Here is a 15,011-nt window from a genome sequence, read left to right as displayed (position 1 = left end):
CAGGACATTTGGAGAAAGGTTATAAGGGAAAGAAACAATTTATTTTAAATTAAACTTTTCAATTAACCGATTAATGAAGTCAATTAACTATATTGTAAATATAAAATTTTTAGGAAAGGACGGAGTGATGATGACTTATGATGAGATCGAAGAGTTAGCCAATACAAAGCGCCGGAAGAAGATAACGGGACGAAAATGTGCTAAATCAATTGGCATTTCCGAAGCTATGATTAGTTATTTTTTTAGCCATAAGGAAAGCATGACCATTGATAATCAGGAAAAATTGAAAAATTATATTGAAGACTATCCAGAATATATCTTATTTAAAGTGCCTGTTAAACGCTAATTTAACTTGTCAACTTGTACGTTAAATAATTATTCGTCCTGCGATTTTGAACTCCTCCAAGTTCAATTTTGTTTGGTCGGCAGACGGCTTAACTAACCTCGCTTGCGATCCTCCGACTGTAAATAAAAGGATTGCACTTCAACAATTCGAGAATTCTGTGTAATTCCCGTATGATAAACCTCCTTTATTTTTAGGCATGGGCTTCGGCCTGTGCTTATTATTTTAAATATTAATGTAAATGTTTATATAGATATATATGTAATTTGATAATGGATGAAAGGATGTGTGGAAGCACGAAAAAGATATTGAATATTAAGGATTTTAAAGAAAAGAAGCTAAATGATGCGATTGTAAATGTCATTGATAAAGAACCCGTTGTTGCTTTAGAAAGTGATGATGGAACTTGGATACACAGATTTTTGCCAATGAAGGAAGTTCTTTACTGTAAAAACGAGATTGAAGAAAATGGTGCCGTGGGATACACAGATAAAGAGGGCAACACCATTTCGCTGATCGATATTTATGTTGCTGTTGCTAATAGATTTATTAGTGTTATTAAAACAGGAAAGGACTGATTGATATATGTTTGAGGAAAGAGATAAAGATATCAGAAATTATCGTAAAGCCATTTATTATGATGGCATCCATAGATATGAAAATGGTGTGAAAAGGGATAAATCAGTTGGCGAATTAACTCCTAGAGAGATGGATCACGTTTGCTATGAAGCTAGCTTTTCAGCAAATAAACAATTATTGAATGTGATCATGCCCTATTTCAAAGAAATTAGTAATCAGAATAAAGGTCTGTTTAGCGTGGTGGACAATCTGCTGGAAGACAACAGAGACATTTATAAGCAACTTGAAAGCATTAAAACAAGGCTTACTGGTGAAATGGAGACGAGATAAGCATTAAAACAGAACTCACCACAGAAAAAATTAATGAATTGATAGGCGTAGATGATAGTTGGAAAGCTCCGGAAGCCCTCATGAAAATCCTCTTTAATCCACAAGAAAGAATCGAGCTATTTAAGAATTTCCTACATTGTGAAACTGATGTTTCTTACGATTGGTTTACTACATATTTCCAAGATGAAGCAGCGGACAGAAAGAAAAAGAAGCAAGATTTTACACCTCATTCTGTCGGAAAACTTTTATCAAAATTGGTTGACACCGAATACCTGGACGGAATCACATATGACTGCTGTGCCGGAACAGGAAGCCTACTAATTAGTAGATGGAATCAGGACAGATTAAACAGCAACATTTTTATTTATCATCCATCAGATTACTTTTACCAGGCTGAGGAAATTAGTGATCGGGCTATTCCTTTCTTACTATTCAATTTAATGATACGTGGAATAAATGCTGCGGTCGTTCATTGTGATGTGTTAAGCAGGAAATGCAAAGGTGTTTTCTTCATCCAAAATGAAAAGGATGACTTTTTGCGCTTTAGTAGCTTAAATGTGATGCCATATTCTGATGTAGTCTCTAGAGAATTTAACGTAAAATGGACGGACTTTAGGTATCCTGATCACATCGAGAATAAGGATTGGCCGGAATATTTGATTAATCCTCAGAAGCGAATTGATGAAGAAAAGAAATTGAAAGATAAGATTGAAGGATTTATGAAAGTTGTAAAAATTAAAGAAAAGGTGATTAATCATGGATGATGAAAAAGCAAAGTTGAAAGGTACAAATTCTAATGAACTGCATAATCCAGCAAAAGTTACGGATTTTCGGCTAAGATACTTGGATTCATTATTGGCATGTCAGGCAGAAAATATTGACGGTGTTTCTGTCGGGGACTCTATCGACAAATTAATCAAAAAGTTGAATAGTACTCTAATCAATGAAAAATGAGCTGCGGGGTTGTTGTCTCGCTGGAATTTAGAATTCATAAGGATGGCTATATTTTACCTGTCAAGATTGTTGATGATTTGGATAGGGTTATTCCAAATAAGATATCAATCCAAATGCTGGATATTTACAATATAAAGATAAAATTCAGAATTTATAAGGGCCAAAGTTTGGATGCAGTTTATCGAAGGATAGCAAAATGCTTGAAGCGACAAGGTATTGTGATTATTAATTAATCGAAAAGGATGATCAATGAATGAAAACATACACGTTAGAAAAACTCAGAAGAGACGGCTGGTTTCCGGTTTATTTAAATATATTTTCGAAAAATGGCCGGGAAATAATTAAGGCGTATTGGAAAGAAGAGCATGTCATAAAATATATTGAAAAATTATGCGATGATCTGGTTGTATATACAAAAATTGGCGATGAAATTAAAGAGTTATTTGATATTGCCGTAAAAACCGGAAAAAACGAAATTGTGAGCCTAAGAACTGTTGCTGAGCAATGCGAAGACGGACAATTTGAAAATACATTAGAAATTTTGTTGGATAACAGTTTGGAGTAAATATGGAGCAGATAATTCTATCCGAAGAGCAGCTTCAAAAAAAGTTGTCGTATTGGCAGAATCGGCTAAGGTTGAAAGATTGGGATATTACGGTGTCCATTAAAAGAATGAGTCAGTTTAGCAGCGATAACCTCCAAGGTGAGTGTGAATGGGTGTTGCAGTCAAAAGTTGCACGAATAAGGATTCTCGATCCAGATGATTTTACACACTCCATCCTGACAAATGACATGGAAGAATGTCTAGTCCATGAGTTATTGCATTTGCATTTTGCGCCATTTGACAACGAGAAAAATTACATGGTGCAGGAGCAGGCAATAGAAGCAATTGCTAAAGCTTTAGTCGAAACTGACAGATTAAATAGCAAAATCAAATGAATATGAAGCAAGACGGAATGAAAGGGGATCAAGCGGAAGCAATACATAATAGATGAAAAATAAGAATGAGGAGAATGGTAAATTTGATTTATAGAATAGATGAAAATGGATTTGTCTTTTCGCGGATAAGAAATGGATTTGGAATGGTTGGCATGTATAAAAGACGTAGTAAGGGATTATACGATTGGCAAAGGAAAATACAATTCAACTAAATACAGTAAAGCCTATTTCACATGGAACAATATGAATCGACGAACAAGTATAAATTCCGATTATAAAAACTGGCGAAGATATAAAGATTGTTCTGTTGTCGATGAATGGCACAACTTTCAGAACTTTGCTGAATGGTACAATAAAAATTATTATGAAATACCTGGACATAAAATGGAATTAGACAAAGATATCCTCGTTAAAGGCAACAAGATTTATTCCCCGCAAACATGCTGCTTTGTTACTCACGAATTAAATTCACTTTTTACAAGCAATTCGATTAACAGAGGATCATTACCAATTGGTGTTCAAAGATGCCATGATAAATTTAAGGCATATTGTAATGGAAACCTAGGTACATTCGATACACCCGAAGAAGCATTTCAGGCTTATAAAGAGGCAAAGGAAAAGCGGATTAGGAAAGTTGCTGAGGAATATAAGGGACTGATTGATGAGCGCGTTTATCAAGCTATGATTTGCTGGACAGTAGAAATTGGAGATTAAAAGAAAGAGGGATATATTCATGAAAAAGTAATTGTCGAAAATGGTAATATTATAGAATAATTATCCATGTTTTGTCATATAATATTAATAGTATGACAGACTTGGAGCTGATATGGTGGCAACTTCATCTAGAAAATTCGATTCAATAGATTTGAATCATCTCAAGATTTCTCCTTATTATATTGGCAAACTAACCGTAAATATAATTGATTTACTTCATCTAAAAACAAATGAGAAAGATATATTATTGTGGAAAGATCGAATTAGATATATTGATAAGCATAAGTCCGATTTTACATCTGATGAAGAATTTAAAAAGCATGTTGAAGCAATTCCCGATATTGTGCAGAACCCTGATTATGTAGGTATTCATCCAAAAGGAGAAAGTATTGAATTCATTAAAAAAATTGATAGATTAATGTTAGTTGCAGTTAGATTAAATCTTAAATCAGATGTCCTAAAATTTCGTTCAGCTTATCCCATTAAACAAAGCCAGCTTGAGAGTTATTTGAAAAATGGAAGAACGAAAAAAGTACAGTAAAATTTTTTACATGAAGACATAAAAGTGATATTATATGTATAGGATATAAAGGCAAGTTATTTAAGGATAGAACAGGCAGCTATCACGCCTCATGATGAGGTCTTACAAGAGATGCAGGATTGCCAACCTGCTAAATAACTTGTGTTGGGACTCCACATCAATTTGTGGGGTCTTTAATTATGAAAATTAGGCATCCTCTAATCAGGGTGCTTTTATTATGCCCTAAATTAAAGAAGGTGAATAAAATAACTAATGCTAGAATATGTAACCTTAAATTTTGACGGAAAGTCTTCTTCAAAATTTGGTATAGTCTGTGCCAATGGAACAGGCAACGGCCAATTTCAAGATGTATTCGCCGCGAATAAAACGATTAATGAAGATACCATAGATCGACAACCTATCCCCTATTTTAAATATGTATCAAAAGCTCCTTTAGAATTGCCACCCATTAATCTGTATTGGACAAATGGATTTAATGAAAAGGGATTACAGTTAGTCAAACAGTGGATCAATAAAGATAAATATAGTGAATTTTTCTTTGAAGAGTACCCTATTCGCCATTATTTCGGCATGATGTATTCGGATGGCACATTAACACACAATGGCTCTGGTGAAGGCTTTGCAACGGTCAAGATCCGTTGTAATGGCCCATATGCTTATTCACCCGCAATTGTCAGTCCCATGTACACTGTTTCATCTGAAGGAAAATATATAGATATAGAAAATAAAGGCGATTTTAACCTTCTTCCATACATGGCATTTACCAAAATTGGTGATGGTGATTTGTCTATTTTAAATCTTAACGATGGTGGGAATCAATGTATCTTCGTAGATTTGAAAGATGGAGAAACGATTACCATTGATGGAGACAACGAAATCATTGAAACGGATTTGCCTAATACCTATCGTTATGATAATCACAATGATGTGTTCGTGAAATTATCTGTTGGCAAGAACAGATTGTTCGTGAATGGAACATGCAAGATCAAATTCTATTATCGGTATATTTACATGTGATATTAATGTTAACAATCATATGAATAATAATGAAAACGAGGATATGAAATGGATAAGAATAAAGTGCGTTTAGGAGATTTGATAGTGCACATAGGACTGAATGACAGGGAAAGAGAAGAAACTAAAGAATGGGATTTTAAAATCGACTCAGCAACGAGTGTACCAAGAATATTTCATTTTGGTAAAGAATTGACATCAGAAAATGGGTATGAAATTGTTGATTTTAAAGTTTATTGGAAGATTGATAGTTATGTAAAATATCCTACTGGATGGGACGCAATTATCATGAACAAGAATGATGGAAAAGAGAAACATATTTATGTCTCTGGAAATAAATGTATTAAGGAAGACTATGTCAATGGGAGATTTTATTAAATCGTTAAAGCCGCTCAAGCGTGATGATGCAAAATGAAATTACTTCATCAATGCAATTATTCCAGTTGTCACAAATTAATTCCTCAAGATCAGCGATATTGTCCGATACATAAGAGGTTTGAGATTAAACAAAAGCAGAAATGGACTAAAACATATAACAAAACGAGATATGAGAGAAATCCACTGACGGAGAATTATCATACTTCTCAATGGCGGAAATTGCGTGAAGCAGTATTGGCAAGAGACTTCCACTTGTGTCAGGAATGTTTAAGACATGGACATATTAAGTCAGCATCTCATGTTGATCACATTAAGGCAGCGGTTGATCATCCTAAATTATTTTGGGACATGGATAATTTACAAAGCCTCTGTGTATCTTGCCACTCACACAAGACGATTGAAGAACAAAGGATAAAAAATATGAGGTCAAAAAATAAGGGTCGATAAAAATTAAGGCCGGAAAAATTGAAGGGTATAAAAATATGGCAGAAGAGAAATTGAATGTCCTGTATTATTTCACGGACAAAACAGTACAAAGACATAAATATACATTGAATGAATTAATCGACGAGAATAATAGAAAGAATAACTATCGTTTGTATATCATCTTGTACGGTCAGATCAAGAAGGTTGATGACATCCTAGTTCAGACAAAAGATAATAAGATCCTGTCCGCAGATGAGTATATCGCTAGTCATCAGGCAGTGAGTAAGACAGTGCAGAGGATAACGACAAAGAAGTCAACAACTAAGGCAACAGGTAAGACAAGTAAGTAACGATGATGAAATAGGCAACACATATATATAGTAGATGAATAGGTAACACATACATAGATATTGATTGTAGGATTAAATAAAATAATAAAATAAATAAAACTAAAATTGAAAATCACAATTTCAAAATCTGAAAATTATTTCGTATTTTTGAATTCTGGATTCTGAAAATGGTGAAACATAATAATAGAAATATTTCTTAGAAAATAATTTTGAAGATAATGAAAGACAAATAAAAAAGTAAAACACGAACATTAAATTTGAAGGATTAAATGAATGTTCGAAGAAACATTGATGTTAAAGCAAATTTTTTGATCCCCCGCCTTACATTCCGAACGTTGGGAACGAGCAGGGGGGCTTTCGTGTGTAAGTTTTCCTTTTTGTAATTGTTTTTTTATCTATTTATGAAGGACGTGATTAAATTGAGTGCAAGCGTTGGCTCCAACAACGGAGGAGGGAGAAAACTTAAAGCGATTGACGGGTTAAATTCGCATATCTCAAAAGATGAGAAGGCGATGCGGGAAAGGGCTGAAAAGGAAATGAACAAGTTTCCTGAACTCAGCGATAAGCCGCCTGCCTATCTGGACAGTTTAGCAAAAAAAGTGTGGAAAGAGTTAGCTCCGCAGATTAAAAAGCTACCCATTAAAGATTTAGACAGCGGTATTTTTGAACAATACTGCAATTTTTATCAACATTATGTTGATGCGGAAAAAGATATTAAGAAAAATGGCTTTAAAACAGAAGACGGAAACAGAATGTCACCTAGTTTTCGTGTCATGAAAGACTCAGCGGACGGCATGCGAAAATGCGCTTCTCAACTAGGGCTCACTGTTGACTCCCGATTAAGATTACTTATTCCAAATAATGATAATGAGAAAAAAGAAAGCTTATCTGATATTCTTGAAGGTGATAATTAATGGATGTTGGAAATAAATATTGCCATGATGTGCTTTCAGAAAAAATTATCGCATGTGAAAAAATTAAAAAAGCCTGTCAGCGACATTTGAACGATTTAAAAAAGGTCGGTGATAAAGATTTTCCGTACTATTATGATGAAAAAATTGTTAAAAAGGTCATTCGTTTTGTAAATATTGTTCCAGATGTTGACAAGGGCGTACCGATTGATTTAATGCCATTTCAAAAATGGATTCTCGCCATGTTATTCGGTTGGCGAAGGACAGACGGCGGGAAACGTTGGCGCAACGGATTGATCTCAATGGCTCGCACCAATTCCAAAACTCAAATTGCCTCATGGTTATGCCTCTATGACTTCCTGTTTGGGACTCCTGCAAATAATCGACAGATCATCTGTGCGTCAAACTCAATGGATCAAGCAGACAGACTCTTTTCTTACTGTTGGAATTCGCTGGATCGTCTGAGTAATAAATTTGATGAGATTAAAAAGAATGTTCAGCTAAAATATAACGAAATTCTGATTAAGTCACAGGGATCTTCTATCAAAAAAGTGTCAGAAGACACAAAAGGTGTAGACTCCATACACAGTACATTTTGCGACTTTGATGAAGGACACCAGGCAAAGACACGATCTTTAATTTCTCGACTTCAATCCGGCATGGTAGGGAATGATAAATCCCTTTTGCTGCAAACTTCAACGGCTGGTGTTGATCCCAAGGTTCCGCTCTATGATGATTATCTTATGCTTAGTAAAGTTCTCGATGGAAAGATTAAGATGGATGATTATTTTGTTGCTATATGGGAACAAGATTCCGAAACAGAAATGAACGATCCCGATACTTGGGAAAAATCTAATCCTCTGATGGCCTATCCTCCAAAGAAAAAAGCTCTTACAATAGGCATTATCTCCGAACGTGACAAAGCAATCGCTCAAAAAAATGTAAATGCCTTCCTTGTTAAAAATCTCAACTTATGGCGACAGGCTTCTGAAGACTCGATGATTAATGTGAACGATTGGAATGAAACGGTGATTGATAGGCCGTTTGATATTGATGGGCAAGATGTGTTTATCGGAATCGACTTGTCCAAGAGTAACGATACAACAGCCATTGGTTTTGTCTATCCCTTTGTCGATCATGAAGACGGTAAAAATAAATTCTATATTGATGCTCATTCGTTTATTGCAACTCGATATGGCGGCATTGAAGAGGTTGAAAAGACACATCAGTTACCATATCGCCGACTGGAACCAGAAGGCTATTGCGATATTACACAACTCGAAACCGGCATCATAGATATTGATTTTGTCTATGAATGGCTCTGTAATTTTATTGAAGACCATGATTTAAACGTAAAGGCGATTTGCTACGATGACTGGAATTTCAATCCGCTGATAGCCAAGATTGAGCGAGATCATCAGGATTGGCTACTGGTGGGTGTCAGGCAGGGTACAAAGACGCTGAATACACCGACACGAGAAATGCGGATGCAGATTTACGATAAGAAAATTCTACATGGCGAAAATCCTATTCTGCGTGCAAGTTTCCTCAACGCAATTTTACTTGAGGACAACAACGGACTAAAAATTGATAAGAAGAAAAATGCGAACAAAATTGACTGTGTAGATGCCGTGATCGATGCATTTACTCAAGGTTATTTATATTTTGATGGTTCAGATGAGAATGATGATGGTCTTCCTAACTGGACGGACGATCAGTGGAATGATTACTTCCGCAATAATATTTCTTTCTAAATTAAGTAGGTGAATAGGTTTGAATCTTAAAAATTTCATAGATGTCATTTTGGCGAATATCCACACACTTCTTTTCATCTTGGGATTCGCTCTTTTAGTGTTTACCGTTTTTGTGGTGAACACGATTGCTGGACTCTTTACCCTGGCTGGTGTGCTAATCCTGTTTGGATTAATTATTAATTATTCCGATTCAGGAGGGAGGTAAAATTGTAATTGTTATTTCACAAACTTGAAAAGCGATCCTATGCGCTCGGCAATGGTGCGAATCAAATGGGCTTTGCCATGCAAAACGGACAGCTTGTCCCTGTCGGTTCTGGCGTGTCTGCTGCTGAAGGGTTAAGGGATTCTGATATAATGTCTGGCGTTAATTTAATCGCGTCCGATGTTGCGTCAGCCAGTTTTAAAACAAATGTTGATGATCCTGATTTAATAAATCTCCTCGAACATCCTTCAAACATTTTCTCCGCTTATAATTTCTGGCTTACTGTTATAACAAATCTATTGTTGCAGGGAAACACCTTTGCGGTTATTCATCGTAATCCAGCCACAGGAAAGCCAACATATCTTGAAATTCTGCTTAATGCTGAGATCATGGTTTACTTGACAGATGATTGGCAGCATATTTTTTATCAAATAAACTTTTGGGATAACCGGCCAGTTAAATATGTGCAAAGCACTGAAATGTTACATTTCAGGTTATTGCCGCATGACGTTGATACAAACTTGATTGTCCTCGGTCAGTCTCCGCTCAACTCTCTTTATGAAGAACTTTCTATCAAAAAGCAATCCAATAAATTAACGCTGACTCAGCTTGCTAAGTCTATCAATCCATCAGGAATATTGACCATCAATAAGGGTTTACCTGGCAAAAAAGAAAAAGAGAATACACGGAATGAATTTATGGATGCAAACATGGGAACCAATGCAGGAAAACCGCTTGTTCTCGATTCGATCACGACTTACAAGCCCACTGCGCTTGACCCTAACGTTTTAGAGATGCTTAAAGGTACAGATTGGGTTCGTAGCCAAGTAGCTAAAGTTCTTGGTATCCCGCTTGATCTTCTTCAGACAAACTCCTCGGAACATAGCAACTTACAGCAGATCATGACGGTATATGCTGCTTGCCTTAACCGTTATATCAATCCACTTTGTAGTGAACTCACAACAAAACTTTGTACGCTGCTTCCATCAGAAAAAGTTTCTATGGATTCTAGTTCCGTCACTGATCCTGACAACTCGAATATTGAAACTCGTATGGGTAACTTGGTTAAAAATCAAGTACTTTCATCTGATGAAGCGAAAGCCATTCTTGCTAAGAAAGGAGGGTGGTAAAAGATGGTGGAATACGAAAAACGAACGTTCGAACAATCGTTTGAGATTCGGGACGGAGAGCAAGGCGGGCATATCATCTCCGGTTATGCTGTCGTTTTTGATAGTAAAAGCCGGAACATGGGATTCATAGAGACTATTGATCCTCACGCCTTTGAAAGCGTGGATATGTCGGAAGTCCTTTGTCTCTACAATCATGAGTTTTCAAACATCCTGTCTCGAACAGACGCACAGACATTAAAACTTAATGTCGATAAACGAGGACTGGCATTTACAAGTGAGCTTCCTCAAACAACACTTGGCAATGACGTTTACATAAACATCAGCAATGGAAATGTCAGAGGATGTTCATTCGGTTTTGATGTTGATTCCGATGAGTGGGACGAAAACGATCAAGGAATTTCAACGAGACGAATTTTAAAATTCGGTCATCTGTTTGAAGTTTCTTTGTGTCCTGTTCCGGCATATCCAGAAACTTCCGTTCAAGCACAACGATCATTTGAGCAATATAGACGCTCTCGTCAAGTCAAAGAGCGCCTTAATTTATGGCTAGATTTAACAGAAAAATTAGAAAAGGAATGATTTTTTAACATGACTATTGCAGAAAGAATTACAAGCAAGAAAAAGGAACTCGCTGAAAAGAGAGCTGCTCTTAACAAAAAAGTAAAAGAAACTCGTGCTGCGGTCGCCGCGGATGATTCTACGCTGTCGGCAGATGACATCAAAAAGTTGCAGGCTCAGATTACTATACTTGAACAGGATTGCCAAAAGTGCTGTGATGATCTGGATGCACTCGAAAACATCAACCCACTTCTTCAGGATCCGAATGAAAAGGGAGGAACCGACAGTGACATGGATGATTCTTCCGCATCTGACATTAATGGATCAGACGAAGAGCAGAACTCCGCACAGGCTAATCAGTCTGCTCAGAACACGCAGGCAGCCCAGGCCGCTCAGAAAAATGCTAGATCATTTAGAGTAAAGGATGAAATTAGAGGTATGGATCCGAATAAAATCAACGGCCAGCCTGTAGGCTCTCATGTAAATACTAACAAAACGCCGCTTTCTGACATTCGTTCTTATGAAACTTGGCTTCGAAGCTATGGTGAACGCCGTGACGCTGGCTTAATCTCAACCGGTAATGAAGCCGTTACTCCAGTTGCTTTCCTGAAACCTTCTTTTCAGCCTCAGCCGGAACATACGCTCGCAAGCATCGTTAACCGTCAGAGCGTATCTACTCGAACCGGTCACTTCCCTGTATTCAAACGCCAGGTCAACCCGCTTGTTACTGCCGCTGAACTGGCTGCGAATCCGGCTGTTGCAAACCCTGCACTCATTGATATTCTTTACGATGTCCAGACTTACCGCGGGGAACTCGACATCAGCCAGGAAATGGTAGACGACAGCTCTTTTGACATTACAGGATATGTTAATCAGTATATTACATTCGCTCGTGATCTAACAGAACAGTATGCACTTGGTAAATTGTTCTTTATTGGTGACGCGACCCATGTACTTACGCCGACTGCCGCAAACTCGCTCGCAGACATTAAAACGGCTTATGATGCAACGCTTAACATCGCTTATGCACCGTTCCGTCAATTTGTTGTCACTCAGTCTGGTTTTGCCCTTCTCGACAGCATGACTGATGCAATCGGTCGTCCACTGCTTCAGCCGGTCATATCTGACGCTTCTCAGAAAACGCTGTTCGGTTCTCCGATTACAGTCATCCAAGATGTAGCGGCAAATGGCACGAATGGTAGCAAACTACTATGGATTGGTGATCCAAAGTCGTATGCCTTTGAAGCCTTTCGCAATCAGATGACTTCTGCTTTCTTTTGGTCGCCTAATTTTGAACAGAGATTGGCTATTTTCTATCGTTTTGATGCTAAGATCGCGGATAACGAAGCGGGTATCACACTTGATTTGACGAACTTTAAAACTCAGTCTACTGTTACGACAGTAACAGGGGCTTAATAAGTGGGGTGACAATGCATGTCACTTACAGTTGATACTTTAAAGTCTCAACTTCGCATAGATGGAACAGCAGACGATACATTTATTCAAGAACTCCTGACCGAATCCCAAGACTACATAATCCACTCCGTTGATTCTTCGCAAACTATTGATGTTTATGAAACCCATCCGATGTTTGATAGGGCCTGTGCGCTGCTCGTTGGACATTGGTATTTTAACCGTCAGCAAAGTTATACAGCTTCACGGATGCTTCCGCTTGATATTCCGTTTGGTGTGACTGAAATTATTTCTCAACTCAGAGGGATCATGATTGTTACTCCAGATCCTACCACTTCGACAGGAGTTGGTGCTTAATGGCACTGGCAAATGACCCCTCCCGGTTAAATCAGCGCGTCACGTTCGGTGTAACGCAATCTGTTGAGAACGATAACGGGATTGCTGAAGATCAATTTGTCCCATCATTTACAGTCTGGTGCGGGATTTATAACCGCACTCTTGCTGAGAAATTTCAGGTTATCGGCACTGAACATTCTGACGATACTCAATTGATTATCCGTCACAACAAGGATGTCGATGACCAGATGTTTGCTCAACTTAATGGTGACAAATCAGTAACGTACCAGGTGATAGATGTTCAGCCCGACGAATCACCGAATCCGGTTACTTTCGATTTGGTGACACTAAAGAAGGTGAAAGTATAATGGCTGATAATTTTAGCATTACAGGACTAGATGAACTTCTCAATCAAATCGGTAAAATTGCGATTCCTGATGAAGTAAAGAAAGAAGCTATTGATGCTGCCGCCGACATTTATGCGACAAATTTGATCCAGAATACGAGAGATGCTGTCGTCACGCCTTCGCCAAACAAAAAGACTCATGTTTGGGAGGATATATCTTACAAAAAGGATGAATACCCTGATCACTCGGTTGACGTGGGCTTTAATAAATATGGTTACTACTACCGTTTTATTAACAATGGTACGAAGACAATTGCGGGGAAACACTTTGTCGAACACACCTATGATCAATCTTCCGAAGACATGAAGAATGCAATAGCAGACAAAATCAAAAAAGGGATGAATTTGTAATGTTGCAATCACAAGAGGTTCAACAAGCATTACGGTCACTTCCCCAACTCACAGCAATTGTTCCGGCAGATCATATCTGTGCGTATGTGATTAAAAAAGAGTTCCAGAAGCAAATGGATCAACCTGTGATTCTAGTTACGGATGTTCGCGGACTTTACAATAAGTTTGCAAGTAACCACGCATATGGCGCTTATCGAACCGTACAAATTCAAGGCTGGTTTGATCCATCAGACGCAAGGGCAGACAGAGTGCGTCGATTGGTGAACTATGGCGCTGAGACGGTTGGCTACTACAATACATACGATGGTGGATTTGTCGCCGATCCAGTCACAAATGAACTCTTCTTCACTTGCCAATACACGAAGTCTTCTGCTAAAGAGGACAACGGACTCGAAGGTTAATAACTTAATAAATGAAAGATTTTATTTCGAGAGACTAAAGCATCTTTAGTCTCTTTTATTTATACATAAGAAAGGACTTGAAAATATGCTCGTAGGTTTTGATTCTGCCCGTATTGGAGTGATGACTCAGGGGAGTGAACACTTCACGGCAGAAAATATTTTTACCATAGATTCATCTCATTCCGGAGGTACGATCAGCGGTAATATCACTGGTTTAGGCACTCAAGCACAAACCATTTACGCGTCAAATGTGCCCAAAATGATCCGTTCCAATGGGACTGGAACTCCAACTTTGACACTTGCAACGCAAGATATGAGTGCGGATGTTCTTCAGACAATCACAGGAATGATGAAGGATGCGTCAGGTGTCTATAGTTTGGGTCGAGGAATGCAGGCTCCTTATTGTGCGGTCGAGTTAACATCATCTGATTCTAACGGAGATCCTATCTATTTGGCTTTATTGAAGGGAACTTTTAGTTTTCCTGACTTCGCGCCCCAGACCAACCAAGCCAATTCCACCATTCAGACAGACAGTATTCAATTTACTGGTTGCGCGAGGAATGCAGATAATCTTGTATTTAAAATGGCTCATGCTTCTGATACAGCATTTAGTAAGACGGCGTGGGATTCTCAAATCTTCCCTTTTGATTATGCGGTTGTTGATACCCTTACGGTCGCACCAACTACCGCTAATCTTGCTGTTGGAGATACTCAGCAGCTAACAGCGACCCTCTCGCCAGCCGGTGCAAATCAGGCCGTGTCGTTTGCATCAAGCGATCCGACTGTTGCCATTGTAACCGGCAATGGTCTGATAACTGGTGTATCTGCTGGCACAGCAACAATCACAGTTACATCACTTCAGGACATTTCGAAAACGGCAACTGTTTCAGTGACGGTTGCTTAATATATTCAGAAAGGGGGGTTAACTGGCCGTTGTGCTGGTTAGCCCCTTTTTTTATTTAACAAAAAAATAAAAGAGGC

General features: G+C 37.9%; 22 protein-coding genes. All 22 read left to right on the top strand.

The features are described 5' to 3' along the window. Window positions 1-130 precede the first annotated feature (130 nt). The 22 genes from OYT88_RS02240 (at window position 131) to OYT88_RS02140 (ending at window position 14,934) form a co-directional block, all read left to right on the top strand. Entirely contained in the window at window positions 131-346 is a 216-nt protein-coding gene (locus OYT88_RS02240) for a hypothetical protein (RefSeq protein WP_274397727.1), read from the top strand. A 305-nt stretch (window positions 347-651) separates the two neighbouring features. Next, window positions 652-921, top strand: a complete 270-nt coding sequence (locus tag OYT88_RS02235; protein WP_274397726.1) for a hypothetical protein — start codon at window positions 652-654, stop codon at window positions 919-921. Between the two features lie 7 nt (window positions 922-928). Further along, window positions 929-1,252 (top strand): hypothetical protein, encoded by a 324-nt coding sequence (locus tag OYT88_RS02230; protein WP_274397725.1) that lies wholly within the window; start codon window positions 929-931, stop codon window positions 1,250-1,252. 38 nt (window positions 1,253-1,290) lie between these two features. Further along, entirely contained in the window at window positions 1,291-2,016 is a 726-nt protein-coding gene (locus OYT88_RS02225) for an N-6 DNA methylase (RefSeq protein WP_274397724.1), read from the top strand. Continuing rightward, window positions 2,009-2,206 (top strand): hypothetical protein, encoded by a 198-nt coding sequence (locus tag OYT88_RS02220; RefSeq protein ID WP_274397723.1) that lies wholly within the window; start codon window positions 2,009-2,011, stop codon window positions 2,204-2,206. Before OYT88_RS02225 ends, OYT88_RS02220 begins: the two co-directional genes overlap by 8 nt. 253 nt (window positions 2,207-2,459) lie before the next feature. After that, on the top strand, window positions 2,460-2,771 hold the full coding sequence (locus OYT88_RS02215; RefSeq protein ID WP_274397722.1) for a hypothetical protein: 312 nt from the start codon (window positions 2,460-2,462) through the stop codon (window positions 2,769-2,771). 2 nt (window positions 2,772-2,773) lie between these two features. Continuing rightward, window positions 2,774-3,145: a hypothetical protein gene (locus OYT88_RS02210; protein ID WP_274397721.1), complete on the top strand. Its 372-nt coding sequence runs from the start codon at window positions 2,774-2,776 to the stop codon at window positions 3,143-3,145. A gap of 132 nt (window positions 3,146-3,277) precedes the next feature. Further along, window positions 3,278-3,859: a hypothetical protein gene (locus OYT88_RS02205; protein ID WP_274397720.1), complete on the top strand. Its 582-nt coding sequence runs from the start codon at window positions 3,278-3,280 to the stop codon at window positions 3,857-3,859. A 115-nt stretch (window positions 3,860-3,974) separates the two neighbouring features. After that, entirely contained in the window at window positions 3,975-4,400 is a 426-nt protein-coding gene (locus OYT88_RS02200) for a PBECR3 domain-containing polyvalent protein (RefSeq protein WP_274397719.1), read from the top strand. Between the two features lie 252 nt (window positions 4,401-4,652). After that, window positions 4,653-5,417, top strand: coding sequence for a phage tail domain-containing protein (locus tag OYT88_RS02195; protein ID WP_274397718.1), 765 nt, complete (start codon window positions 4,653-4,655; stop codon window positions 5,415-5,417). Window positions 5,418-5,465: 48 nt separating this feature from the next. Next, on the top strand, window positions 5,466-5,792 hold the full coding sequence (locus OYT88_RS02190) for a hypothetical protein (RefSeq protein ID WP_274397717.1): 327 nt from the start codon (window positions 5,466-5,468) through the stop codon (window positions 5,790-5,792). 33 nt (window positions 5,793-5,825) lie between these two features. Then, window positions 5,826-6,239, top strand: coding sequence for an HNH endonuclease (locus OYT88_RS20870; RefSeq protein WP_443217487.1), 414 nt, complete (start codon window positions 5,826-5,828; stop codon window positions 6,237-6,239). Window positions 6,240-6,987: 748 nt separating this feature from the next. Continuing rightward, complete coding sequence (locus OYT88_RS02185) at window positions 6,988-7,482, top strand: phage terminase small subunit P27 family (RefSeq protein WP_274397716.1); 495 nt, start codon at window positions 6,988-6,990, stop codon at window positions 7,480-7,482. Beyond that, window positions 7,482-9,233 carry a terminase large subunit gene (locus tag OYT88_RS02180; protein WP_274397715.1) on the top strand — a complete coding sequence of 584 codons (1,752 nt, stop codon included), beginning with the start codon at window positions 7,482-7,484 and terminating at the stop codon, window positions 9,231-9,233. Before OYT88_RS02185 ends, OYT88_RS02180 begins: the two co-directional genes overlap by 1 nt. A gap of 213 nt (window positions 9,234-9,446) precedes the next feature. Then, window positions 9,447-10,565: a phage portal protein gene (locus OYT88_RS02175; RefSeq protein WP_274397714.1), complete on the top strand. Its 1,119-nt coding sequence runs from the start codon at window positions 9,447-9,449 to the stop codon at window positions 10,563-10,565. A 3-nt stretch (window positions 10,566-10,568) separates the two neighbouring features. Beyond that, window positions 10,569-11,144 carry an HK97 family phage prohead protease gene (locus OYT88_RS02170; RefSeq protein WP_274397713.1) on the top strand — a complete coding sequence of 192 codons (576 nt, stop codon included), beginning with the start codon at window positions 10,569-10,571 and terminating at the stop codon, window positions 11,142-11,144. 9 nt (window positions 11,145-11,153) lie between these two features. Then, entirely contained in the window at window positions 11,154-12,539 is a 1,386-nt protein-coding gene (locus tag OYT88_RS02165; protein WP_274397712.1) for a phage major capsid protein, read from the top strand. Between the two features lie 18 nt (window positions 12,540-12,557). Continuing rightward, window positions 12,558-12,893: a head-tail connector protein gene (locus OYT88_RS02160; protein WP_274397711.1), complete on the top strand. Its 336-nt coding sequence runs from the start codon at window positions 12,558-12,560 to the stop codon at window positions 12,891-12,893. After that, window positions 12,893-13,240 (top strand): phage head closure protein, encoded by a 348-nt coding sequence (locus OYT88_RS02155; RefSeq protein ID WP_274397710.1) that lies wholly within the window; start codon window positions 12,893-12,895, stop codon window positions 13,238-13,240. The genes OYT88_RS02160 and OYT88_RS02155 overlap by 1 nt, the downstream gene beginning before the upstream one ends. Then, window positions 13,240-13,629, top strand: coding sequence for an HK97-gp10 family putative phage morphogenesis protein (locus OYT88_RS02150; RefSeq protein ID WP_274397709.1), 390 nt, complete (start codon window positions 13,240-13,242; stop codon window positions 13,627-13,629). The genes OYT88_RS02155 and OYT88_RS02150 overlap by 1 nt, the downstream gene beginning before the upstream one ends. Continuing rightward, complete coding sequence (locus OYT88_RS02145; RefSeq protein WP_274397708.1) at window positions 13,629-14,030, top strand: hypothetical protein; 402 nt, start codon at window positions 13,629-13,631, stop codon at window positions 14,028-14,030. The genes OYT88_RS02150 and OYT88_RS02145 overlap by 1 nt, the downstream gene beginning before the upstream one ends. Window positions 14,031-14,091: 61 nt before the next feature. After that, window positions 14,092-14,934 carry a major tail protein gene (locus OYT88_RS02140; protein ID WP_338000535.1) on the top strand — a complete coding sequence of 281 codons (843 nt, stop codon included), beginning with the start codon at window positions 14,092-14,094 and terminating at the stop codon, window positions 14,932-14,934. The last annotated feature ends 77 nt before the right edge of the window (window positions 14,935-15,011 follow it).

It is taken from the genome of Sporolactobacillus sp. CQH2019 (assembly GCF_028765345.1).
GTDB lineage: Bacteria > Bacillota > Bacilli > Bacillales > Sporolactobacillaceae > Sporolactobacillus.
The sequence above is the reverse complement of the archived record's forward strand: the minus strand, read 5'-3'. Positions and strand labels throughout refer to the sequence as shown.

Coding starts and splice junctions, on each gene's coding strand:
- OYT88_RS02240 (WP_274397727.1), top strand. CDS start 131: ATGACTTATGATGAGATCGAAGAGTTAGCCAATACAAAGCGCCGGAAG.
- OYT88_RS02230 (WP_274397725.1), top strand. CDS start 929: ATGTTTGAGGAAAGAGATAAAGATATCAGAAATTATCGTAAAGCCATT.
- OYT88_RS02220 (WP_274397723.1), top strand. CDS start 2,009: ATGGATGATGAAAAAGCAAAGTTGAAAGGTACAAATTCTAATGAACTG.
- OYT88_RS02215 (WP_274397722.1), top strand. CDS start 2,460: ATGAAAACATACACGTTAGAAAAACTCAGAAGAGACGGCTGGTTTCCG.
- OYT88_RS02210 (WP_274397721.1), top strand. CDS start 2,774: ATGGAGCAGATAATTCTATCCGAAGAGCAGCTTCAAAAAAAGTTGTCG.
- OYT88_RS02205 (WP_274397720.1), top strand. CDS start 3,278: ATGGATTTGGAATGGTTGGCATGTATAAAAGACGTAGTAAGGGATTAT.
- OYT88_RS02195 (WP_274397718.1), top strand. CDS start 4,653: ATGCTAGAATATGTAACCTTAAATTTTGACGGAAAGTCTTCTTCAAAA.
- OYT88_RS02190 (WP_274397717.1), top strand. CDS start 5,466: ATGGATAAGAATAAAGTGCGTTTAGGAGATTTGATAGTGCACATAGGA.
- OYT88_RS20870 (WP_443217487.1), top strand. CDS start 5,826: ATGAAATTACTTCATCAATGCAATTATTCCAGTTGTCACAAATTAATT.
- OYT88_RS02180 (WP_274397715.1), top strand. CDS start 7,482: ATGGATGTTGGAAATAAATATTGCCATGATGTGCTTTCAGAAAAAATT.
- OYT88_RS02170 (WP_274397713.1), top strand. CDS start 10,569: ATGGTGGAATACGAAAAACGAACGTTCGAACAATCGTTTGAGATTCGG.
- OYT88_RS02165 (WP_274397712.1), top strand. CDS start 11,154: ATGACTATTGCAGAAAGAATTACAAGCAAGAAAAAGGAACTCGCTGAA.
- OYT88_RS02160 (WP_274397711.1), top strand. CDS start 12,558: ATGTCACTTACAGTTGATACTTTAAAGTCTCAACTTCGCATAGATGGA.
- OYT88_RS02155 (WP_274397710.1), top strand. CDS start 12,893: ATGGCACTGGCAAATGACCCCTCCCGGTTAAATCAGCGCGTCACGTTC.
- OYT88_RS02150 (WP_274397709.1), top strand. CDS start 13,240: ATGGCTGATAATTTTAGCATTACAGGACTAGATGAACTTCTCAATCAA.
- OYT88_RS02145 (WP_274397708.1), top strand. CDS start 13,629: ATGTTGCAATCACAAGAGGTTCAACAAGCATTACGGTCACTTCCCCAA.